The organism is Citrobacter sp. TBCS-15 (assembly GCF_005280815.1).
GTDB lineage: Bacteria > Pseudomonadota > Gammaproteobacteria > Enterobacterales > Enterobacteriaceae > Citrobacter > Citrobacter werkmanii.
In genome coordinates this window covers 211,625-235,919 of record NZ_SZWK01000101.1, presented here as the reverse complement: position 1 = coordinate 235,919, position 24,295 = coordinate 211,625, and the positions used below count along the sequence as shown (strand labels likewise).

Sequence of the window (24,295 nt, the reverse complement as noted above, 5' to 3'; positions counted from 1 at the left end):
TGATTACCTCCTGTAAGCCAATTTATATCTGCTTACTGCCACATATCCGCTGGGACTAATCCCCTTTAAACACCTTTTACTTCAAAAAAATGTTTTCCTTCTGATTTATCCCATACACAAAATAATGAAGATTTCTTTTAATTACTAATACTTTCAATGAGATAAGACTCGCCCCTCCTTGCACTCATATGATAACTTTTATTTTTCCTTTAATATCAACGCGTTATAAACCGATCAACACAAAAGTCACTGCAGGGGGTTAGCTGATTGAACGTTTCAGTTCGTTTCTGATGGCCACATATAGATTCACATCAAGAGCCAGTGATCACTGTAGAGTAACAGTGTCCCCACTGCTGAAGAGCAGTGCAATGACAACCTGCACCACATCTAGCAGCAACATCTCGTTCAAATCCATCTGTCAATAGCGATATATGCTGGCTATCAGGAGCACCCTTTTGACTGTTTACTGCGGGGCTCATGTCTCGCAAAAGAAATGTAGCAAGAGCGCCACTCTGCCCGATGTGGTGCAGTACAGGTAACATTTCACAGTTGCAGACTGCGTTAAGAAAAGAAAAAACGGAAGCCAGCGGCGATATTTTGGATACCAGTATCCGCACGATGATTGAAAGAAATGTGGAAACTTATGGTACTAAAATGGAAGATGGCTCATACCACATTAACTAATGTCCATCAGTTGCTTAATTCATAAAAAAGGATCACAAGGATGAGCCGCTATACCGGTGAAGAACAAGCAGAACAAATTTTAAATGCAGCCAGTGAATGGCGTCAGCGCTGCCTGGTTAATGGCATATCGCTTTTCAGCGACAAAAACCTCTGGAACAGCCAGTATCTGGCAGAGATTGAGAGTAATGTGGTTAATAGCCAGTTAGAGCAGGAAGGCAATTTCATGCTTCGGCTTAAAGAACAGTTAGCCAGTGTCTCACCTGAAGCAAAACAACTCACTGCGGAAATGCTTTGGCTACTGTATCTCTGCGCCAGCAATATCAGCGTCAAAACCAAGCGTGAGCAAATAAACACTATTTGGGATTTATCCGGCGAGCCGCTAGATACCCATCACGCTATGCTGCAAAGCACAGTACTTGCTGGTGTCGGCAGCGCTGGAACAGGGTTTAATACTTTTCGCGCGCGCGAATTTGCGTATCTCGCGAATGTGCTTAAGGCGCTATTAGCTCTGCCCTCTGCCGGGCGCGAAGCGCAACTGAGTAACGGTTTCTCGTTTGGAGAGTGGCTTAGCGTTATTCCTGAAAATGCCAGCCGCCAGTTCCGCCATATGCTGATGTTTTTGCTGTTCCCCGATGAATTTGAACGCGTTTTTAGCAGCAGTGATCGCCGTACTATCATCCGTGCCTTCAAGCCACATCAGAAAGAAGAACTTTCAGCGGTAGCGATGGACAGAGCGCTACTAGAGATTCGTCATGAGCAGGAAGAAAAACAACATACTCAGCAGCTCGATTTCTACATCCCACCATTATCCAAGGTCTGGCAAAAAACCACAGAACCAGTCGAAAAGTCTGCGGTAATCGAGCCCACTGATGAATTGCTCGCGCAGCCAAAAATATTAGAGCCATTGAACTTAATTTTGTTCGGCCCGCCGGGAACAGGCAAGACCTACGAATTAAATCAATTGAAAGCAAAATATGTCAGCGAAGCGCAGACACTAACGCGCGAACAATGGCTGACCGAACAGCTAGCAGATAAATCATGGTGTGATGTAATTTTTATGGCACTAACCGATTTAGGTGGTAATGCAAAAGTACCAGCTATTCGCGAACATGAATTTGTGAGAACCAAAGCTACAGCCTTAGAAAGAACAAAAAATTTGCATCAAACCATTTGGTCAACCTTGCAAAATCATGCAGCTATTGACTCGAATACAGTGAAACTTGAGCGCCGTACAGCGCCTTACCTTTTTGATAAAAATAGCGATAGCACATGGTTTTTGCTTTCCGAAGCTCGAGAAGAATGTTCTGATTTAGTTAATTTGGTTTCTTCACTTAAAAAGCCATCTAAAAATAATAAGACTATCAACCGCTACGAGTTCATCACTTTCCATCAAGCTTACAGCTATGAAGACTTCGTAGAAGGTATTCGCCCAGAGTTGAATGAAGAGAACGGTGAATTAAGCTATTCGTCACAGGATGGCGTATTTCGCCGTATCTGCCAGCGTGCCGAAGCTGATCCGGAGCATCGCTACGCCATCTTTATCGATGAAATTAATCGTGGCAACGTAGCAAAAATTTTCGGAGAGTTAATAACTCTGATTGAAACCGACAAACGCACCAGCGGCGACAAGGGCATGCGCATTACCCTGCCCTATTCTCGCGAGCCATTTGGAGTGCCTAAAAATCTGGATATTTACGGCACGATGAACACCGCTGATCGCTCAATCGCACTATTGGATACCGCTTTACGCCGTCGCTTCCGCTTTAAAGAATTGATGCCGGACAGCAGCAAAATAGCTGGTTCAGATGATGCGGGAAATATTCTTGATGAAGATGGCAACCAGATTAACCTGCGCAAACTGCTGGATGCGATGAACCACCGTATCCGCTTTCTTCTGAGCCGCGATCTCATGCTTGGTCATGCTTATCTTTGCCCGGTGACTAACCTCACACAGCTAAAGACGGTTTTCCTGAACCAGTTAATTCCGCTCCTGCAGGAATACTTCTATGAAGACTGGTACAAAATACAGCTTGTGTTCCGCGATATTGACGCTACCGGCAAGTTGATTGAAGCTCCGCTGATTAGACATGCTAAGTTGACCAGCAAAGATGTTTTTGGCTTTACCCACGATGACTTTGAAGAGGTTGTTGAATATCGGGTTTCAGTTGCACAAGAAATTACTCCCGACTCAATTCGTAAAATTTACGAGGATTAAGCAGTGGCAGAAATTCTGTCGGTGATTGAGCATAGTTCGCTACCAGTGATCACTGAACGAGCAGCCGCCCAGCATGCGCTGGGCATTCATCATGCCCGGCTACTGGAAAAGCTGGCTCCAAATCTTCCTAACGGCGCTTTTAGCTGGGGACATCAGTCGGTGCGGTTTGCACAATTCTGCGGTGTCATCCAACTGGACGACTTAACACTGGAAATCTTGCCAAAAATAAACGGTAAAGAAGAACATCCTGAATCCTGCCGTGAGGCATTGGTGCAAATGCTGTATACCGCCCGAATAATGCGTACACATAAAGGTGCGCAGGCAGGCATCAAGACCCACCAACATAGTCTGCTGGATATTTTTATCCAGCACTTTTGCCATGATTTGCATACACAGATCCTTCAAGGCAAGTTGCGAAATTACATAGAACAGGAAGAAAATTTGTCGGTAATGCGTGGTCGTTTGGTTATCCCGCAGCATGTCCGACACAATCTGGTTCACAGAGAGCGGCTGTATTGTCGCTTCGACGATTTCAGCGAAGATATGGTTCTGAATCAAATACTCCGCTTTACCCTGCGTCTGTTAATGCCCTGGACACACTCAGGAAAAACCAAAAAGCGGTTATCCGAACTATTGATGCATTTTGACGGAATTAGCGATGTGCCCATCACTTTGCAGTCATTCAAATTACTCAAAAGCGATCGTATTAACCAACGGTTCCAGCCTGTCCTTGAACAGTGCCGATTATTTATTGCAGCGATTAAACCGGATGTACTGGCGGGAGGTACACCGCTATTTTCATTGTTGTTTGATATGAATCGCCTATTCGAAGCATGGGTAGCAGAAAAGTTAAAACCATGGGCCCACCAGCAGGGCTGGCTTCTTCGTACACAAGGACCGCGAAAATATCTGGCGATGCGTGCAGACGACTCCCCGCAGTTTCAATTGCGACCAGACATAGCCCTTGTCGATGAAAATGGAGTTCCACAATTAATTGCAGACACAAAGTGGAAATTACTTAATGCAGCAGACCGCAAACTGGGGGTTTCCAGCAGCGATATTTACCAACTTTACGCCTATGCAGGTTGCTATGAGGTTCCTCATTTGCAGCTGATTTATCCAAATCAGGCGGGATTACGCCCCAACTACGGTTACACACTACAAGGAATGCATGCACCGAAATTAGCCGTTAAAACTGTGGCGATAGAAAAAAACCAGATACTAAACTGGTCCTAAAAACTGTCCCTGATACCGCTACACTTTTCCCAGTCCATTTATCCCTACAGGGAATGGGCTGGTGGTTTCGGGTCTGCCACCGCAGATGGGGATACATTTTACCTGCGTTCCATACCAGACAACGCATCCCCACTCCTGGCCAGCTAAAAAAACTACGCCCCTTTCAACATATCAAACACCACGCGGGCAAAGCCTTTCGCCAATTCAGGATTAGAGAGGTATTGCACCATCATCTCCTGCTGGGCGTCGTTGCTGTCCATCACGGCATCATCAATGGCTTTCGGGAAATCGCCCAGCATCGCCTGCTCACGCGTATTGTTCGCAATCTGGGTCATCACCGCCTGGTTTTCTGACAGCTTGTCGCGCACCGCGAAGGCATAATTGATCATGTCTTTATCGGTCAGATTATCGGTGACGAACAGCTCGTTCAGGCGCGCCAGGATATTCGACAGAAACTCTTCTTTCTTATCTTTCGGCTTCGCCGTACCGACATCATTCCCCGGTTTGATTTTGTACTCTTCAGCATCTTCCTGTAGCTTCAGATGCTGTTCGTGAAGCTTCGACAAGCGGTAATGGCTCATCTCCACGTTGCTTAAATCAATCTCATCTTCTTCGATGCGCTGCTCATGCAGTAACGGACGCAGATGGCGGGCAAACAGGCTCAGTTTTTCCAGGTTCTTGTCATCGTAATCGACGATTTGCGACATAAACTCGTAAAAACGGACAAAGCTGCCGAGGTCTTTCTTGAAGATATCCAGCTTACTTTTTTCTTTCTCGCACTCTTTAAAGGTGTTTTCCGCATTGGTGATCAGCACAATATCGCCGGTCTTTTTGGTGCGCTCAAACATCTCTTTCGCCAGCACATACGCATCAATCGCTGAGGTATAACGATGCTTCCAGCGCTCCACCGCAGGTTTGCAGATATTGCTAATGGCCGCATTGGATTTGTTTTTGCTGAAGAAAGCCTCGCAGAACTGCTCCACTTCGTTCCACAGGAAAATGCCGCTGGTACGTAGCTTTTCAAACAATTCAAAAACCTGTTGCGGGTCGCTGACATCCGTCAGTTCTGCTGTCTGGTAGTACGGCTGGAAAGCTCCCAGAATCTCGTCGGGCTCGTTGTAGAAATCGAGCACAAACGTACCGGACTGCGCTTTTCCTGGATAAGTACGGTTCAAGCGAGACAGCGTCTGTACGCACTCCACGCCGCCCAGCTTTTTATCCACATACATGGCACAGAGCTTAGGCTGGTCAAAACCGGTCTGGAATTTATTGGCCACCAGCATCACCTGGTAGTCGTCGGTATCAAATGCTTTACGCATATCCCGGCCTTTCAGGCCTGGGTTCATATTGATTTCGGTGAACTTCTGGTTAAGCAGCGCAAGGCTGTTGTGGTCATCTTCATGGAATTCCACTTCCCCGGAGAATGCCACCATTGCGCTTATCTTGTCGTACTTTTGCTCGGCGATGTATTTATCGAACGCCAGCTTGTAGCGCACCGCCGCTTTACGCGAGCTGGTCACCACCATCGCTTTTGCCTGACCGGCCAGTAGATGCATCACATGCTTGCGGAAGTGCTCAACAATCACCTTCACTTTCTGCGACACGTTATGATCGTGTAGCGACACCCACTGGTTCAGTTTGATTTTCGCTTTCTTGCTGTCCACTTCCCGGTCAGGATCGTCCAGCTTTTGCAGCAGCTTATACGCCACTTTGTAGTTGGTGTAATTCTTCAGCACATCAAGAATAAAGCCTTCTTCGATGGCCTGGCGCATGGAGTAAACGTGGAATGCTTCCGGTTTGTTCGTTTTCGACGCTGGTTCCTGCGGATTAGGACGACGACCAAACAGCTCCAGGGTTTTGGCTTTCGGCGTAGCGGTGAAGGCGTAATAGTTGAGGTTATTGCTGCCTTTACGCGCAGCGACGGTGGCGTCCAGAATATCTTCTGAAGACATCTCCACATCGTCATCAGCTTCTTCGGTCATCAGCACCTCTTTCAGCTGACGCGCCGTAGAACCACTCTGCGAGGAGTGCGCTTCATCGGCAATCACCGCGTATTTACGCTGCTTGAGGTTGACGCTGTTTTCAATCGCCTTCAGGACAAACGGAAAAGTCTGGATGGTGACGATAATGATCGGCTGTGAGTTTTCCAGCGCGCTCGCCAGCTTCTCCGATTTAGAACCGTCGCCTTCTTTGTTATTGATACGCCCGACCACGCCGTCCTGATGCTCAAACTGATAGATGGTGTCCTGCAACTGGTCGTCAAGCACGGTGCGGTCCGTCACCACAATCACCGAGTGAAACTGCTTCTCGCCATTTTCGTCGTACAGGCGGGAAAGCTGATGGGCCGTCCAGGCAATAGAGTTCGATTTGCCCGAACCCGCACTGTGCTGAATCAGGTATTTATTGCCAGTCCCTTCCACCGTTGCGGCGGCGATCAGTTTGTTCACCACGTCCCACTGATGATAGCGCGGGAAAATCAGGCTCTCGCTTTTGTACTTCAGACCAATGGCGTTTTCTTTTTCTTCGATTTGCAGATGCACAAAGCTGGCGAGAATTTTCAGCAGGTTGTCCGGCAGCAGCACCTCGTTCCACAGGTAGCTGGTGGCGTAGTCATTGGCATCTTCCGGGATATCGTTCCCCGCACCACCGTCATGGGTGCCTTTGTTAAACGGCAGGAAGAAGGTTTTATCACCCTCAAGTTTGGTCGCCATAAACACTTCGTACTGGCTGACGGCAAAGTGCACCAGCGCGCCGCGTTTAAAGGTCAGTAGCGGCTCAGGTTTATTGGTGCCAGGATCTTTTGGTAAACGCGTTTTCTTATATTGCGTGATGGCGTTTTGCACCATCTGCTTAAATTCAGACTTCAGCTCCAGGGTCGCTATCGGCAGGCCATTGACGAACAACACCAGGTCGATGCGCCATTTCTTCGCCTTCACGCCCGTTTCTTCAAATGCGGCGTTCGACGCATGCGGGCTGTAAACCAGCTCCGGCACGATACGGCAGATATTCTGTTTGTAGCGCGCCAGGGTTTCCGGGTTGAGGTTATGTTCCGGCTTAAATTGGCACAGGGAAAAACGCGCATTATGGCTTTTGATACCATGACGCAGCACGCCGAGTGTGCCATAAGTGCGAGACAAAGTATCGGTAGCGTTGATGTCCGCTTTTTTCAGCTGGGCCACCAGCGCATCGAGGAAATGACGCTCGGTATCGGTAGGATAAATTTTGGCAAACTTCTCCCACTCCTGCGGCTGTGTGGTCTGCACAAAGGTCAGAGCATCCTGGGAGTAAAGCGCACGTTCGCGATCGTAGCCGTCCGTTTTGCCACAAATCCAACCTCTTGCTTCCATCTGAGCAATCATTTCATTCTGGAAAATCAGCTCTTTGGTGCTATCCACGCTCATGCGATGGCCTCCTGTGATGCCTCAATATCCTGCGCGACAGGGGCAACCCAATCGCGGACATCGATTTTTCCGGTGACGGCGGCGGAGATAAGGGCGGTGCGGCGCTCTTGGAGAGACTCCATTAAACTTAATGAGTTATCCATCAGTGAATCAAATACTTCCATCTGTTTTGTAACCATTTCTATAATAGATTTTTGCTCAGATATTTCTGCCGGACATGCCACAAGAATATCAGTAACATTACTATTCGAAAGGTTTGCTTGTTTAGTCCCTGATGGTAAAGAATATAGCTGATTTAAGTATGAATCAGACCATAGGATATAAAGCAGAAAGTCTCGACAGAGTCTGGTTTCATCAGGAGTTATTTTCGCAACACGTTGATTCAACAAAAAAACATCATCTCGATCAACTTTTATAGCGAATCCATAATCACGCTTTCCTAATGTACCAGTGAGCGACATTAAAATATCATCTTTACAAATAACAAAATCTCTAAATCCATCGAGTTCATTAACATCGAGGAATATAGGTTGCCGTTCAATCTCAAGGTTATTTTGATAGAGATTACCAATCCTTAAAATTTGGACACCCTCATGAGTAAAAGAATCACTGCTAAATGCAAAACCACCTTGAATAGAAGCGAAGTATTTTAATTTTGATACTTTCCAATGCGCTGGCACTTCCCCCAGCCACTCAACACCAGAATCTGTCATCGGCATATCTGGGTTTAGCCCTTTGGTAACGGCATGACTAATCACTGCCTGACGTTTTTCTTTCAACAACTCAATCAATTGCTGTTGTTTCTCGATCAGGCTGTCGATTTTTGCAGTTTCGTGATTAAGAAATGCACATATTTTTGTCTGTTCATCAAGCCTAGGCAATAAAATTTCAATTGTCCCAAACACCTCGGGATATAACCGAAGACGAGAATCAATAACACCAGTAGAAAGCAATTTAAAATGGGTTGTATAGATTTTAGTTCTGAGAAGATAGTGCATGTACGCAGGTAAAGCTTTTGCAGTATTAAATCTGAAAACTGAATACGCTGGGCTAATGATTCCTTCATAATCTGAAACACCAAGCCCCGTCTTCCAGGCCAACATAATATTCATAGCTAAATCATTAGGCTGGCACTTTTTATAGCCAACTAATGATTCAGCTCTTGAGATAAAGTCACCGTCCTCGATTGTATCTTGTCTAGGCTTAACGCCATAGTATTCAGACACCGAAAGCAATGTTTCATCTCCGGTAGTAGATAATTCCTTTACTTCCTTAAATACATACTTTCCACGTAACGTTTGCCAATCCTCAGGAATCGCCCCCAGCCACTCAACCCCTGAATCCTTATACTCCGGATACGCCTTATACTTAGCCATCAGGAATGTACCTCCTGCAGCAGCTTCATAATCTCGGCGCTGACCGCATCCAGATCGGCATCAATCTCTTCGAGCGGGCGCGGTGGCTGATAAACGTAGAAATGGCGGTTAAACGGAATCTCGTAACCGACAATCCCCACCTCACCATCTTTCGCATCGCGCTTATCAGCGTTGATCCACGCGTCATTCACATGCGGCAGCACTTCGGCTTTGAAGTAGTTTTCAATCAGGTCACTGGTGGAGACTGCCGGGTTCAGCGGCACGTTTTCGTTATCACGCAGCTCGCCGTCCTGCTCAAACTCAACAACCTTGCCTTTGTATTCAAACGCACCGTACAGCGGCTGAGCGGCTTCTTTCAGTGCCTTCTTCACCACCGGCTCGGCATCCGAATTTTTGGTGGTGATGGCATCGATAAACTGCTTATTCTCTTTCGCATCCAGCTTCACGCCAGCCGTTTTGATGGCCCCTTTCAGGGTCAGCTGGAACTGGTTGAAGTCATTGCTTACCAGCGTCTCGCCACCCGCCTGCGTACCCAGAGCCGTCTGAATCTGCTGCGCTTTTTCCATCAAGGCGCGCTGCGCCAGCCACAGTTTACTGTCGAGCAGATCTTTAATCTGCTTCTCTTTCAGCTCGGCAAATTCAGCTTTGATGATGGCGCGCGCATCAGCTTCCAGTTCGGAGAAATCACCATAGGTCTCTTCCTGCCATTGGGCTGCGAACTCTTCATACAGACGTTCCATTGGTGCGTTAAACGGCTTCGGTGCAAAGCGCAGAGTCGCAATCGCCTCATCCGTCACCTGAGCAGATAAACGCAGCGGGCGTTCAATGGTCAGGCGGCGATAGCCAAAGTCGGTGCTGTTAAAGATTTTGCTGGCGAAGGTTTTCGGCGCTTCGATTTTGGCGGTGGCAGGCTGGCGACCACGGTTGGATTTTTGCTCGGCGGCTTTCTCCAGACCAAGCTCTTCCAGTGTTGTGGCATCCACCACCTCAAAATCACCGAAGGTCTGCGTGATCAGCTTGATATCGTCTTCGCCCATCAGGTTACGCTTGGAACCCAGCGATTTACGCATTTTGCCGCACAGGTTAGTGCCATCAATCAGCTGCACTTTACCCTTACGCTCAGGCGCTTTCTTATTGGAAAGTATCCAGACGTAGGTGGCAATGCCGGTGTTGTAGAACATGTCCGTTGGCAGCGCGACAATGCCTTCCAGCAAGTCGGCTTCCAAAATGTAGCGTCGAATTTCGCTCTCACCGCTGCCCGCACCACCGGTAAACAGTGGGGAACCGTTAAGGATAATCCCGATCCGCCCACCATTGCTCACGGTGCCATCCACATTGTGGTTGTCGCGCATTTTGCTGATCAGGTGCATCAGGAACAGCAGCGAGCCGTCGGAAACACGCGGCAGTCCCGGGCCAAAGCGACCGTTAAAACCTTTCTGCGTATGTTCGTCGTTAATCTCGCCCTCAATCTTCTTCCAGTCCACACCAAACGGTGGGTTAGAGAGCATGTAGTCGAACTGATCCAGCGGCAGCTGGTCGTTAGAGAGGGTGTTGCCCAGCTTAATACGGCTGACGTCCTGACCTTTGATCAGCATGTCGGCTTTACAGATTGCGTAGGATTCCGGGTTCAGCTCCTGACCAAAGGCACGCATGACTGCTTTAGGGTTCAGCTCGTGAACATATTCCATGCCTGAAGAGAGGAAGCCGCCAGTCCCGGCCGTCGGGTCGTAAATGGTGCGGATGATACCGTCCTGCGTCAGGGCTTCATCATCTTCCATAAACACCAGCGAGGTGGTCAGACGCACGATATCGCGTGGGGTGAAGTGCTCACCAGCAGTCTCGTTAGAGCTTTCCGCGAAACGGCGGATAAGTTCTTCAAACACCAGGCCCATTTCATAGTTGGAAATCGCTTTCGGGCTGAGATCGGTGGTGGCGAAAATCTTCACCACTTTGAACAGCAGGTTGGCATCTTCCAGCAGGCCGACAAACTCGCTGAATTTGAAGTGTTCGAAGATTTCGCGCGCGTCCGGGGAGAACGCCTGCACGTAGCTTTCCAGGTTGGCTTTGATGTCGTTCTGGCCCATCTTGCCCAGATCCATCTTCGAGGTGTTAAAGAAGGAAAATGTGCTGGCGCGCAGCAGAAACTTCTCTTTAGCATCTTCCGGCAGTGAGCTGGTTTTTAACTCATCATATTTCGCCACCACCGCATCTTTGGTCTCCGCCAACACGCACTCAAGACGGCGCAGCAGTGTAAAGGGCAGGATCACACGCCCGTACTGAGACTGTTTAAAATCACCGCGCAGCAGATCGGCCACCGACCAGATAAACGCAGCCGTTTGAGAAAAGTTAGTGTTAGTCATGAGCGACACCCAAAAAAATGGCATAAAAAAGTGGCAAGATTATACCCCATCAGGCATAAGATGCTTTGACTTATAACGCATCAGTTTGAAACACAATGGTGATGGGGGTCACAGGGGCTGACATGTACTTTTAAGATTAAAAAGCATTAACATCTACTTTTGAAGAAAACAGAAAAAAACAATCACAAACCTTTAAAAACAAAAACTATGCCAATTATTAATAAAAAGTATCAAGAGCTTCAGTTAACAGATGAGTACATTACCGATCCACTGCTCATGGCCCTAGCCTGGAAGAAAAGCCATCACTACATACGTACCACAAATTGGTATGCTGACAACTTTGAACTAGACCTGTCGGCTTTGGACCTAATGCAGCACTGTAAAGATTGGGTCAAAAGAATGCAGGACAAAAAAGAATTTAAATTTTCAGAGCTACAACTTGTTCCTGTACCAAAAGCCTGTAAATGGGAGTTTAAGACTGTCGAAAATAAGGTTCTATGGCAACCTTGTGATGAAAAAGAACTTACCCTACGCCCCCTTGCCCATATACCCATAGCTGAACAAACCATCATGACATTAGTCATGATGTGCCTAGCCAATACAATAGAAACCAAGCAAGGAAACCCAGACACCAGCTATGACATCGTCCACCAGAAAGGTATCGTCAATTACGGAAATAGACTTTATTGTCAGTATATTGACGATAAAGCAGAGCATAGCTTCGGTGCAACAGTGACATATAGTAAATATTTCACTGACTATCGGAAATTTTTAAATAGGCCTTATCATTTTGCGTCAAAAGCGCAAAGTGAAATTTCGCCGGACGAAGCCGTTTACATCATAGAACTAGATCTTGCGAAGTTTTTCGATTTAGTAAACAGGAAGACTCTAATTCAAAAGATAAAAAGCCATATCAGTGAGCCAATAAACAATAAAGAAAACCCTCTCATCAATCATTTATTTAAATGTTTTACAAACTGGGACTGGACTGCATCTAGTATAAAGAATTATGGCCTATGTAAGTCGGACGAAGTAAAAGAAATACCCAAAGGCATCCCTCAGGGATTAGTTGCCGCAGGATTTTTCTCAAATATTTATTTACTTGAATTAGATCTATTCCTGCAAAATAAAATCAACACAAACATCGCTGATAACATTAAACTTATTGATTACTGTCGATATGTCGATGATATGCGGATTGTGGTTAAGGTTAAAAAACAAAAAAATAATAATACCGAATTCATAAATGATGCAATAACTAATCTCCTTAACCATGAAATAGATAATCTTGGACTGATAATTAACCCTAAAAAAACAAAAATAGAGATTTTTAGAGGTAAATCAGCGGGCCTCTCACGCAGCCTAGAAAACATCCAGACCAAGTTAAGTGGTCCAATATCAATGGATAGCGCCAACGAACAACTTGGGCATCTTGAGTCATTATTAAGTCTAACAAAAACCGATTTTGAACCACCGAAAAATGGTAAATCAAATCGATTAGCTGAGATTGAAAAAGACCGTTTCGATGTCAGGGAGGATACCCTCAAGCGTTTTTCTGCAAATAAAATCAGTAAGATACTAAAAGAATTAAGACATTTCACCTCGCAGGATATAGATACTGATGGGGATGTTATTGCCGGGGAATGGGATTATCTGCAAGAACGTTTGGCACGGCGTTTTATTGTCTGTTGGAGCCATGACCCGTCACTGGCACTGCTACTCAAGAAAGGACTGGAACTTTTCCCAGATCCTAAGCTATTAGACCCTATACTTGAACAGCTTTGCACCCTCATTGAAAGCGATAATGAAAAACAAAGTGCTGTAGCTACTTATTGCCTTGCTGAAATATTTCGACATTCAGCAATGACTATTCATAAAAAAGATACCTATGCATTCCCTGCGCAAGCCAATGTGGATGGGTACTTTGAAAAAATACAACATTGTGCCGCGACATTCATTAATAAGCGCAGCGCCTCTGACAACGAAACTTGGAACCTGTTAATTAATCAGGCTAGTTTTCTGTTGCTTGTGCGTTTAGATAATACATTAGAAAAAAATGGCACTGATGCCAGGCATGATCTTATCTTAAAACTGGCATCAGGCTTTAGAACAATTACACTTCCCACTAAAATGGATAGCAAGACAATAGCCTCATGTATTTTGCTGGCTAGTCAATTAGTTAAAGATAACAAACCATTTATTCGCTCATGTGCTTCTTTGTGCGAAAGAATTTATGACAAAGAACACGTCATAAAATTGAAGAAAATAGTTAGCATAATATCACATCAAAACTTATCATTGTTTAAATCCTTAGTTTATCATTCACGACCTTTACAACAGAAGTGGCTAAACTCAGACTCCGTGAAAACAATAATTAATGAATGCCATATAGATATACAACCTTTGGCGACTTCTTTAGGCATGATAAAAAGTAGTCACTCATTACTTAGAATCATATCAAGACCTGATAACCCATTTTCCAATGAGATAATGGCATTAAAACTGATGCAAGCCCTTTTATTGGACAGGATTGTTTGCCTGGATAATAAAAAAGATTATCAAATAAGTGTAGCAAACACTAAAGTGACGTTTCATAACTACTCCAACCCTCCAACATCGAATGTCTTCGATGCAGGAATGGATGTGGATGCAAAATTATTCAAATCATCGGGATGGGTCGATTCTATTTTCACGGATGATGCAGACACTCAAATATTGTATAGAGTTGCCATGTGCATCCGATCAGTACTACTCGGCAAACAAGACTGGACAGATTTTGGTCAAGCAATTTCCCCCAAACAGGGTTATCGGGGTATTAAAACTAGTAGAGACAAACGTCAATTGGGGATGATGACAACACCTGAGTCCATTGCCGGTGAGAACTCTCAGGTTTCTGGTTGGCTTACCACACTCTTATCCAAGTTGCTTGCCTGGCCGGGAATTTCAGTGGGTGATAATGGATATCAATGGCCAGCAATTTTTACAGTAGATGCTGTCAGAAAACTAGTTGATGCTCGGCTGAGTAAGCTTAAGCAGGATTACTGCAAACTATCAGGAACTCCGGGACTTACAGAAAAAATACAGTTCGACTGGTCTGACTCGAAAAAAGCCCTAACAGTTGCTATGGTCCAGTCAAAACTGCCTGCAACGAAAGATTTTGCCAGCCATGGACTTCTTTTAAACTCCGCAAAATATAGAGTGATTCATCGCAGACATGTTGCTGAAGTGGCTGATTTAGTTGTAAAACACACGCTTGCACAAAAAACAACTCAACGAACTCATGGTGAAAAAATAGAGAACATTGATTTAATAGTATGGCCTGAGCTCGCTGTACATAGTGACGATTTGGATGTACTCATCGCCTTATCTAGAAAAACCAATGCAATCATATACTCGGGCCTGACATTTATTGAGCAACCTGGAATCAAAGGACCAAATAATTGTGCCGTTTGGATTGTCCCACCTAAAAGCAATAGCAGCCAGAAAGAAATGATAAGACTTCAAGGCAAGCATAATATGATGGAAGATGAGAAAGGCCGGGTTGAACCCTGGAGACCATACCAATTGATGCTTGAACTTGTTCACCCCCAATTCCCTGATAAAAAAGGATTTATTCTCACAGGCTCCATTTGTTATGACGCAACCGACATCGCACTAAGTGCAGATCTCAGGGATAAATCAAATGCTTATCTTGTGGCAGCATTAAACAGGGATGTTAATACATTCGATTCCATGGTTGAAGCACTGCATTATCATATGTACCAGCATGTTGTGCTCGTTAACTCAGGGGAATTCGGCGGATCTTACGCTAAAGCACCTTACAAGGAGCCGTTTAATCGTTTGATTGCTCATGTTCATGGCAATGATCAGGTAGCTATAAGTACGTTTGAAATGAACATGTTTGATTTCCGTCGTGATAATGTAGGAAAAAGTATGCAATCCGGGTTAGATAAAAAAACTGCTCCTGCAGGAATCACAATGTAATAAATATTAGATATTTTTATATTAGAGGTGAGGGGATGGCGTCACCTCTAATATTTTCGCTGATTGTATTTAGCATCAAATAATAAAGGTACAATTAATTTAAGTGACTATCATGAAAAAATTAGTTCCGCCATATCAAGTAACCCCGGCACAAATCTATCGTTCCGTTGCCAGTTCTACAGCCATTGAAACCGGAAAACCCGTGCAAGAAATTGAGCGACAGCTCAAACGTAACCGAACACTGGCGAAGAACGTCGGCCTCGCCAGCAAATCCAGAGATCCGATTAAGCCTCTATCTCTGCCCAAACAGGTTAACGACATTGTTTTCCTGCTGTTGCTGGTGGTTATTCACCCGAGACTCCCAGATCTCGAGAGCCTTACGCTTTTCAACCAGGTAATCGTAACGATCGTAGTGTTTAGAACTCACATCCTGTAGAGCATGGTTCTGAATGCGGTCACGCAGGTCTTTAGCAATACCCGCTTCGCCCATCAGGGTCTTACAGGTACGTCGAATATCACGCGCAATAAAAAATGGGCTCAGCGCAAAGTGTTCCCGGTAATAGATGATGGCTTGTGCAAAGCTGTCTGTGCGCAAATGCTGCTCTGGCTTGGTTCGTTGCGGGAAGATGTAAGGACTCTGATTTAGATTTTCAGCTTTTAACCTTTCGAGTATCTCAAGAGCTGAGTCAGTCAAGGGCACCAGATGATCCCTTTTATTTTTCGACACACCCGCCACTACCAATAGCGTTTTCTCTTCCCAGTTAACAGCATCCCAACGGCTGGAAACCAGCTCATGAGGCCGCTGACCACCAGTGTAGACACACAAGTTGAGCAATTGGCTAATTAACGAACCTACCTTTGAAGCTTTAGGGAAATCCCCCATCAGCTGCTGCAACTCATCCAGCTTGAGCCAGTTTGTCCCTGCCTTCTCCGCTGAGGATTGTTTGGGTATGACGCCCACTGGATTCATCTGAAGACCAAACATCACATTCTGCTGATGGTTTGCCGGATCGTTGTCAGCTTTCAATCCATAGTTGAAGGCTGCCATCAGATAAGAGCGGACACGGTTTGCTTCAACCGAGGCACCTCGTTTAATAATGGCTGCCAGAATCTGTTTGATATGAGCAGGTGTAACGTCACGTGCTTTTGTTGCTTTAGGTATAAATGGGTAGGTTTCTTTTTCCAGCCGGTACAGAACCTGCTGCCAGGTACGTTTACCGTCTTCACGCATTTTGGTGGTGTACCCCAAAATGAGTTGCTCAATGCTGCCTTTGAGCTGGTCTTCATACTGTTGCTGTTCGGCAGTTAAAAGTTGTTCCGCGATTTCAGCCTTGGGTGCTTTTCCTTCTTTAAGAAGACCCGCATGCTCTTTACATTGCTGCCTGGCCTGTGCCAGTGACAGCTCCGGGAACCGCCCTAGCAGAATGAACTGCCGTTTCCCTTGCCAAAAGTAGCGATAATAAAAAACTCTCTGGCCTGATGGCTCAACTTTCACCCCTAATCGCCCTGCCCCGCGTTCACCACTTTTGTCCCACTCATAATAGGCAGTTTTCTTCGGCTTTAAGCCGCTTATCAGCGAGACAGTTAAATTATCAGACATAGCCTTTTTCAGTCCTTCGGTGTTACGTTACCTGAACATTTACAGGTGACGTAGTGGGTGACGTAAGGATGATACTGAAGGCCAAAACACAGCACAACATGAAACAACGAAAATGAATTAACACCATGTTATTAAACAAAATAAAATCATGGCGATGAAAAATGCACAAAGATGAAACGCGTTATTAATATGACTCATAATCGCTTGGTCGCTGGTTCAAGTCCAGCAGGGGCCACCAAATAAAACAAGGGCTTAGATAAGAAATTATCTAAGCCCTTTTTCTTTGCGTCAAATTTGGGTCAGGTAAGGTTTTGATTCCTTTCTACCTTAGATATCAGAAATGTCATCCAGCCACGACTATCAGAGTAATGCTTGACTAAATCAGAAAGCCTTTAGCTCTGATAAATTACACTAAGTCTGGATTAACACCTTTTTAGTGGACGTGTTCATTATTACCAGCCGCCCAGAGAACGGTTGATGCCCTGAAGAGCTTGTGTCTGCTGCTGCATCAGCATCATTTGCTGTTGCTGCTGTATCTGCTGGTTTGCCTGCTGCATCTGCTGATTGTTATACGCGTCTTGTTGCGCTTGCTGGGCTTGCATCTGCTGCCCCATTTGCCCGATTGCCGCCCATGCAGCTTGTGATCGCGCGGTCTCGGCTTGTTCCTGAGAAAGCTGGTTAACACCAGCCTGTGAAAGCGCCTGGCAAGTTTCTTTTGGTACACTCAATACACCGCCGTGCGCATCCATACGTTTCTGTGCTTCATTACCAACTTCAAGCATACGATTTGAATCACCCGCCGCCATTGAATAACCGTAGGTGGTACAAAGTTCTGCATCAGTCATCTGCATAGCTGGTTTAAGTGGAGTCGTCGAGCAACCCGCCAGGAAAGATATGGAAACTGCTATTGCAAGGGCTATATTTTTTGCTTTCATCATCACTTTTCTTTTGGTCTGTTTTACACCGTAGAGCGGTTATTTACTTCCTGCCGCTTGCGGTATTGTTTTTGGGGTTTATGTTCCAGATATAAGCTGGATAACTGTACTCATGCTGCATCCATCACTATTATTAGGTTCTTCAGCATTGTAGCCACTGCCGGTTATCTGGTTTGCCAGTTGGCCGCGTTGCCCCCTGGACTTACTCATCCTGTACGTCACGATATTACCGTAGCGGTAGACACGTACAGTCTCGGTGCTAAACGTTGCAACAGTGGTGCTGGTTGTATACCAATGATTCATACATAGTGTTGGCACAATAAGAAACCTCTACGATAATTGCAGATAATGGTATTTTATTCATTTGAACTTTAACTCTATGATTTATCTTATCTCAGCCAGACTTATTTAAAATAAAAACAACTACCTATCGATTAAAACGGTACTAACACAATACAAGAATAAAAATCACAATATCAATCAATAACTATGCTGCATAAATATTTCTCATCACACAAATATAAACAACAATCACACACCCGGTTAACAGGATATCAATCTTAATTAATTTATATTTAATCTCGACTATTGCGGATCTAACAATTAAAAGACCCACGAGAAAACGTGGGTTAGCAATCTAATTAATCAGTATATTAGTTTTAGTAGCAGGTACCGCCTGCATGGTGGCTACCAGTACCGCCATGCGGATGAGTGCCTGCCGGGCAAGCTTTAGCCACGCCAGTGAATGCTGCGACAGCCAGAACGGCAGCAAGGATAATTTTTTTCATTTTTCGCTATCTCATTTTTGGAAGAATTCCCCGGCTCTGCGAGGAATGATATTTATCTGATTGTTGTAATAGTCTTGTACAACAAACTGCGAAAATCTACGGCAGCTTCTTCTTTTCAGCAACCCAAAAAAGATATCCATTGTGAAAAAAGCATGGAAGCCTGTGAAAACAAATTCCTTTAGCCATTCGTGCTTTGAAAAATTGTTTCAATACTTGATATGGAGTTAACAAATAAGAGCAGGAATGCCTCAAGCTCCGTTTATCATTCCGCGCGTTGCTATTTGGTTACAGAACTTTCCGGCCCAGTCTTAGACATTATCTAACCATTACGGTGCCACTCGTGAATATGCCCAAAAATCAAGGTTGCAGGCAGTTGATGTCTGATAAATTACTGCTCATACAACATGAGCAACAGCCCTGACTCCAACGCATCCATTTCAGCAGTTTCGGTAATATCCAGCTTATTCGCTAAAACCAAATCAACTGAACCAGGCTGATAACGCTCTGCCTGTTTGCATCGAAATGTGAAATGAGTACCAAGAAAAACAAGTAGGCGAGCAAAGAAGGTGTATCACGAGACACGCCGATTAAGGCAGTTACATACGAAAGGTAACCCTTCTGGACGCCGCCATCCTTAGATGGAAACGTCCGTTAGCGTTTTATTCAATAGTCAGCTCACACGAGTTCTTTGAGCTGCTCCTGCATATAGGTCGAAAAATACTCTGGGTTTTTGATAAGGATGCGGTTACCGGAGGCGACTTTTTCTGCCCATCCGGCCACTTTTTTCGTGAACTCAGGATTCCATCCCTCCTGCTCACCCCGTGCCATCACAACTTCCGGACTCGCTGGCACACCTAAGTCATGCAAATACTTTAGAATTCCCTTAGCGGTGCTTTCGTCCATTGAATGGGGTACTGACGCCGAAGTGTTCATACCACCAATAAAATCCAAGGCTTTTTCAATTGCTGTTGGCATGCTCGTATCCTTAAAATTAACCACGTGAGAGACACCTTGATACTATGTACCCAACTCCGCCGGGATATCAAAGAGAACATCGCCTTTCTTTGACTTACCCCGCAGCTAAACGCTTGCGCGGCTGTTTTCTGCACTATTTTTTGGCTTCTCCGGCTAAAACCAGCCCGGTCGCCACCGCATTGCGCGGGCCTTCAGTACCACGGATATTACCCTGCCCGGCGACAACGCCGTACTGCGCCAGCGCATCGGTGATCATCTGCGGAATTTCAAAATCCAGCGATGAGCCACCTACCAGCACCACAAAAGTGATATCGCGAATCGAGCCACCGGGCGAGACCTGACGTAACGCGCGCAGACAGTTGGTCACAAAGACTTTCTCTTTGGCCTGACGGCGCACCAGACGAATCTTCTCCAGCGAGGTCTGGTTATCGACCGGGATCAGCTCGCCCTCTTTCAGATACACCACTTTGGCAAATACTGACGGGCTGAGCGGTTCACGAAAAAACTCCACCGCGCCGTTCTCGTGGCGAATGCTGAACAGGCTCTCCACTTTGGCCAGCGGGTATTTTTTAATTTCCTCTGCCAAAAACGGATCGCTTAAGCCCAGTTCCGTTTGAATCAACAGGCTGACCATATTCCCCGCCCCGGCAAGATGTACCGCCTTCACTACGCCGTCGCTATTAATAATGGCGGCATCGGTGGATCCTGCGCCTAAATCGAGGATCGCCAGCGGAGCGGCGCATCCAGGCGTCGTTAACGCGCCAGCCACGGCCATGTTGGCTTCCACACCACCGACTTCAACTGGGGTATTTAACCGGGCGCTTAGCTCGCTGGCGATAGCCTGCATCTGTAAGCGATCGGATTTCACCATCGCCGCAATGCCAACGGCGTTCTCCATTGAACATTCCCCGGCAATGCCACCCTGCACCGCGCGGGGAATAAACGTATCCACCGCCAGAAGATCCTGAATATGCACGGCGTCCATGTCATGACCGGTCAGCGAGGCCATTACCTTACGTACCCGCTCAAGCATCCCGCCCGCGTGCGTACCTGCTTCACCGCGAATATCGCACACGGGCGCACAGGCGCTCATCGCCTGCATAATGGCCTGCGCGCCCTGCGCTACGTCGGCTTCACCGCCGCGCTTTTCGCCACGGATAAAAATCTTACCCGCCGGGATCGTTCGCGACTGCACATCCCCCTGCGGCGTTTTCAGCACCACGGCGGAGCGGTTACCAATCAGCGCTCTGGCGATGGGGACGATGGTTTGCGTTTCCTCCGGCGTCAGGGCAAAAAATGTTGCGATACCGTAAGGATTCGACAATACCCGCACCACCTGCCCTGCGGCCGCCACTTCCACCGCCGCCAGCACACCTTCCGGCACCTTCTCCAGTAGCGTGACTTCATCGACCACCGGCATTGCCCGACGCAGGCGATTGTTCACCAGCACGCCATCATCTTTTTTCAGGATCGCCGCCACCACGTTGATCCCACGATCCAACGCCGCATTGATAAGCCAGACCGCTTCGAGGAAATCGATCTCTTCGCCCACCAGCGGGATCCAGCCCTGCGCAAAGCGCTCCTCACTCAGTGATGCCAGCTTATCCACGCTGATGGTGGTTCCCATCCCCACGCCGACGCCACCCGGCGTTTGCGGGTTATGGCCAATCATTGTCGATTCAGTAATGATGGTTTCAGTGATGGTTTCCATCGCCACATCGCCAATCACCGGCGCGGCCTCATTGATGCAGATTTTCTCCACGTCCTGAAGCGACCACGGTGTTTTATCCAGTGCCTGCTGCAGAGAAGCGACCACCCCGGCAATGTTGTCCCGCGTCCCTTTCATGCCCGTGGTGGCGACAATCCCGCTGGCGATAAACTGCCCATGCTGTGCCAACGCCACTTCGGTGGTGGCGTTGCCGATATCAATCCCGGCGATTAACGGCATACGTCCTCCGTCACTGGCTGCCTTTACGCAGCTTGTTTCTCTGCTGATACACCTCTGCCGACTCGCGGACAAAGGCAGCGTTCATCGTGGCATGCCAGGTGTGCTCCAGCTCATCGGCAATCGCCTGTAGCTCCGCGAATGAAGAACGAAACGGACGTAGCGCATTGTAGATCTCCAGAATACGAGCATCCGGGATGGCAATCAGTTCCGCCGCGCGACGGAAATTGCGCGCCACGGCGTGACGCTGCATCTGTTCGGCAATCTGCGCCTGGTACTCCAGCGTTTGCTGAGAAATACGCACATCCTGCGGCCCGACCTTGCCTGCCAGCACATTCTCAAGGGTAATGTCGGTTAACGGTTTCCCGCCAGGCGTCTGGATTTTCTCCGGGCAGCGGGTGGCTAATGGGTAATCCTGCGCGGTCATGATGTTGTCGTTCATGGTCATTCCCTCACCAGTGCAATATGCAGCGTGACAGGCGCAGCATCCTGCACCACATGTTTGGTTTCTTTGATGTGAAACAGCGCGGCCTTGGCCATAAATTTAGGGCGCACCATCTGGTCATTGACCACCGGCACCGGCGAAGGCGACTCTTTGCGTGCATAGCGCGCGGCGTTTTTACCGATCTGGCGATAGGTTTCCAGCGTCAGCAGCGGAGCCTGAGAGAACAGTTCAAGGTTACTCAGCGGCAGCAGATCGCGCTGATGAATCACCGTGGTTCCCTTCGACTGGATACCAATTCCGATGCCGGAACCGCTAAGGTTTGCCGCGTCCCATGCCATAAAAGAAACATCCGAGGTGCGCAGAATTCTGACCACCCGCGCATGCAGCCCCTCTTCTTCGATCCCCGCCACCAGCTCTTTAAGAATCGCCTTATGCGGCATATCAATCAGGGTCTTGTGCTGGTGCTTATCAAAGGCCGGACCGACGCCAATCACCACTTCATCTACGCGTTCGTCCGCTTTAGCCGCTTCGCCTTCGCTTACCTGCAAGGTGAAAACCGGCTTACGTTCAGTTGTGCATTCCACGGTGTACCACCTTATTCAATTGAGCCAGGCTGAACCACGCCCGCGATATTTTTAATTTCCGCCCAGCGCTCGGCGGAGATGCGATAGCCGGTGCCTGGTCCCTGATAATCATTAATGTCGTTAACGGCGCTTACCACCTCAAACTGGCGATCCAGAATGGCCGACGTTTGCAGGTAATCACCGGTGACGCGCTGTCTCAGCATATTGAGAATGTTACTGGCGATATCTTCGAAGCCGCTACGGCTTAGCGCGCCGACGATATCCAGCCCGGTGATATTGCGCTTCATCATCTCTTCCACGGCGGCCAGATCTTCCACCACATTGCGCGCGGGCATATCTTTGCTGCCGTGAGCATAAGTGGCGGCCTCAACTTCCTCATCGCTAATCAGCGGCAGGCCCAGTTCGCGGAACACCGCCTGAATGGCGCGTGCCGCCTTGTTGCGGATGGCGATGGTTTCTTCTTCGGTTACAGGACGCAGACCACCGTCAACCCTCAGATCGCGTTGCAGAATGTTGTAATCATCGAAGTCTTCCGCGTCGAAGTTCGACCCGGCAAACATGTTGTCGTAGTTCGGTACGGCGCTATAGCCGGAGAAGATAAAGTCGGTGCCGGGAAGCATTTGCATCAGGGTACGGGCGGTACGGCGAATATCAGAGTGGGAAAAGGTCTGGTCATTGGCGGAGGCCACTTCAAGGTCGAGCATTGAGGCAATCAGGTTTTCCGCCAGCACCGCGCGGATCCCCGACGGCACCGCGCCGGTCATGCCAATACAGCTGACCGCACCGTTTTGCAGCCCCTGTACGCCCGCGCCTTTGGTGATAAAGATGCAGCGCGACTCCAGATAGAGCATCGATTTACTCTCGGAATAGCCCATCAGCGCTTCCGAACCGGTGCCAGAGGTGTAACGCATTTTCAGCCCGCGAGACGCATAGGCCGAGGCGAGAAACGCTTTGGACCACGGCGTATCATCGCCGTCAGTAAACACCGACTCTGTACCGTATACCGATACCGTTTCGGCGTAGCTGGTTAACCCGCGCATCCCCAGCTCCAGCTCCGTCGCCTCCTCAACGGAACATTGCGTGAGCACGCCAGGACGACCGCACTGGGAACCGACCAGCAGCGCCAGGGCGTTAAACGGCGCATAGCGGGCGATCCCGACCGTGGTTTCCTGTTCTGAAAAACCACGGATCCCCGCTTCAGCCGCATCGGCGGCAATCTGTACCGGGTTATCTTTCAGGTTAGTGACATGGCACTGGTTGGATGGCGTGCGCCTGGCGCGCATTTTTTGCAGCGCCATCATCATTTCCACCACGTTCATTTGCGCCATCACCTCCACCGCTTTCGCCGGGGTGATAGCGGTGGTAATAGCAACAATCTCTTCCCGGCTGACGTGGATATCTACCAGCATTCTGGCGATCTCCAGCGCGTCGAGCCGCATTGCCCGTTCAGTTTCAGCCACGTTAATCGCGTAGTCGGCAATAAAACGGTCAATCATGTCGAACTCGGCGCGGCTCTTGCCGTCCAGCTCAACAATACGACCATTCTCTACCTTCACCGACGAAGCCGGATCGTAGGGGCTTTCCATGGCGATCAGCCCCTCTTCAGGCCATTCGCCAATCAGCCCATCCTGATTTACAGGGCGCTTCGCAAGCACTTCGAATCGTTTTGATCTTCTCATAGTTTATGGACTCAAAAGATAAAAAATAGGGACGCCGGGCCGTATTGCCGGGGACACACCACCCGGCATTCGCCTTTCATCAGCAATG

At 47.6% G+C, this 24,295-nt stretch carries 15 protein-coding genes and 1 pseudogene; 4 read left to right on the top strand and 12 right to left on the bottom strand.

The genetic code is table 11. The annotated features are described in order from the left end of the window. Positions 1-477: 477 nt before the first annotated feature. From FDW96_RS25370 to FDW96_RS04205, 3 genes are read left to right on the top strand one after another with little or no spacing between them, the layout of a single operon-like run. Positions 478-684, top strand: coding sequence for a hypothetical protein (locus FDW96_RS25370; RefSeq protein WP_252362852.1), 207 nt, complete (start codon positions 478-480; stop codon positions 682-684). Positions 685-724: 40 nt separating this feature from the next. Further along, entirely contained in the window at positions 725-2,899 is a 2,175-nt protein-coding gene (locus FDW96_RS04210; protein WP_137365258.1) for an McrB family protein, read from the top strand. Between the two features lie 3 nt (positions 2,900-2,902). After that, positions 2,903-4,135, top strand: coding sequence for an McrC family protein (locus FDW96_RS04205; protein ID WP_137365257.1), 1,233 nt, complete (start codon positions 2,903-2,905; stop codon positions 4,133-4,135). A 152-nt stretch (positions 4,136-4,287) separates the two neighbouring features. On the opposite strand, the gene FDW96_RS04200 is transcribed toward FDW96_RS04205, so the two are convergent. The 3 genes from FDW96_RS04200 to FDW96_RS04190 are packed head-to-tail and all read right to left on the bottom strand — an operon-like array spanning position 4,288 to position 11,272. Beyond that, on the bottom strand, positions 4,288-7,536 hold the full coding sequence (locus tag FDW96_RS04200) for a type I restriction endonuclease subunit R (protein ID WP_137365256.1): 3,249 nt from the start codon (positions 7,534-7,536) through the stop codon (positions 4,288-4,290). Next, the gene (locus tag FDW96_RS04195) at positions 7,533-8,912 is read right to left on the bottom strand and encodes a restriction endonuclease subunit S (RefSeq protein WP_137365255.1); all 1,380 of its coding nucleotides are present in this window, start codon (positions 8,910-8,912) and stop codon (positions 7,533-7,535) included. Before FDW96_RS04195 ends, FDW96_RS04200 begins: the two co-directional genes overlap by 4 nt. Continuing rightward, the gene (locus tag FDW96_RS04190; RefSeq protein ID WP_137365254.1) at positions 8,912-11,272 is read right to left on the bottom strand and encodes a class I SAM-dependent DNA methyltransferase; all 2,361 of its coding nucleotides are present in this window, start codon (positions 11,270-11,272) and stop codon (positions 8,912-8,914) included. Before FDW96_RS04190 ends, FDW96_RS04195 begins: the two co-directional genes overlap by 1 nt. 159 nt (positions 11,273-11,431) lie before the next feature. On the opposite strand from FDW96_RS04190, the gene FDW96_RS04185 reads away from it, so the two are divergent. Then, on the top strand, positions 11,432-15,256 hold the full coding sequence (locus FDW96_RS04185; RefSeq protein ID WP_252362851.1) for an RNA-directed DNA polymerase: 3,825 nt from the start codon (positions 11,432-11,434) through the stop codon (positions 15,254-15,256). 292 nt (positions 15,257-15,548) lie between these two features. Here the strand turns inward: FDW96_RS04185 and FDW96_RS04180 are convergent, their stop codons facing one another. The 9 genes and pseudogenes from FDW96_RS04180 to FDW96_RS04150 form a co-directional block, all read right to left on the bottom strand. Continuing rightward, the gene (locus FDW96_RS04180; RefSeq protein ID WP_023331342.1) at positions 15,549-16,856 is read right to left on the bottom strand and encodes a site-specific integrase; all 1,308 of its coding nucleotides are present in this window, start codon (positions 16,854-16,856) and stop codon (positions 15,549-15,551) included. A 452-nt stretch (positions 16,857-17,308) separates the two neighbouring features. Next, the gene (locus FDW96_RS04175) at positions 17,309-17,794 is read right to left on the bottom strand and encodes a hypothetical protein (protein ID WP_137349730.1); all 486 of its coding nucleotides are present in this window, start codon (positions 17,792-17,794) and stop codon (positions 17,309-17,311) included. Between the two features lie 656 nt (positions 17,795-18,450). After that, positions 18,451-18,579 carry a hypothetical protein gene (locus FDW96_RS25515; RefSeq protein ID WP_256372417.1) on the bottom strand — a complete coding sequence of 43 codons (129 nt, stop codon included), beginning with the start codon at positions 18,577-18,579 and terminating at the stop codon, positions 18,451-18,453. 311 nt (positions 18,580-18,890) lie between these two features. Continuing rightward, a pseudogene (locus tag FDW96_RS25555) lies at positions 18,891-19,057 on the bottom strand (cell filamentation protein Fic); the annotation flags it as partial. A 197-nt stretch (positions 19,058-19,254) separates the two neighbouring features. Continuing rightward, positions 19,255-19,578, bottom strand: coding sequence for a DUF1889 family protein (locus tag FDW96_RS04170; RefSeq protein ID WP_137365253.1), 324 nt, complete (start codon positions 19,576-19,578; stop codon positions 19,255-19,257). 109 nt (positions 19,579-19,687) lie between these two features. Continuing rightward, positions 19,688-21,502: a diol dehydratase reactivase subunit alpha gene (locus tag FDW96_RS04165; protein ID WP_137365252.1), complete on the bottom strand. Its 1,815-nt coding sequence runs from the start codon at positions 21,500-21,502 to the stop codon at positions 19,688-19,690. Positions 21,503-21,512: 10 nt separating this feature from the next. Next, positions 21,513-21,941 (bottom strand): diol dehydratase small subunit, encoded by a 429-nt coding sequence (locus tag FDW96_RS04160; protein WP_137365251.1) that lies wholly within the window; start codon positions 21,939-21,941, stop codon positions 21,513-21,515. A 2-nt stretch (positions 21,942-21,943) separates the two neighbouring features. After that, positions 21,944-22,528, bottom strand: a complete 585-nt coding sequence (locus tag FDW96_RS04155) for a propanediol/glycerol family dehydratase medium subunit (RefSeq protein WP_137365250.1) — start codon at positions 22,526-22,528, stop codon at positions 21,944-21,946. Between the two features lie 11 nt (positions 22,529-22,539). After that, positions 22,540-24,207 (bottom strand): propanediol/glycerol family dehydratase large subunit, encoded by a 1,668-nt coding sequence (locus tag FDW96_RS04150; protein ID WP_137365249.1) that lies wholly within the window; start codon positions 24,205-24,207, stop codon positions 22,540-22,542. Positions 24,208-24,295 lie beyond the last annotated feature (88 nt).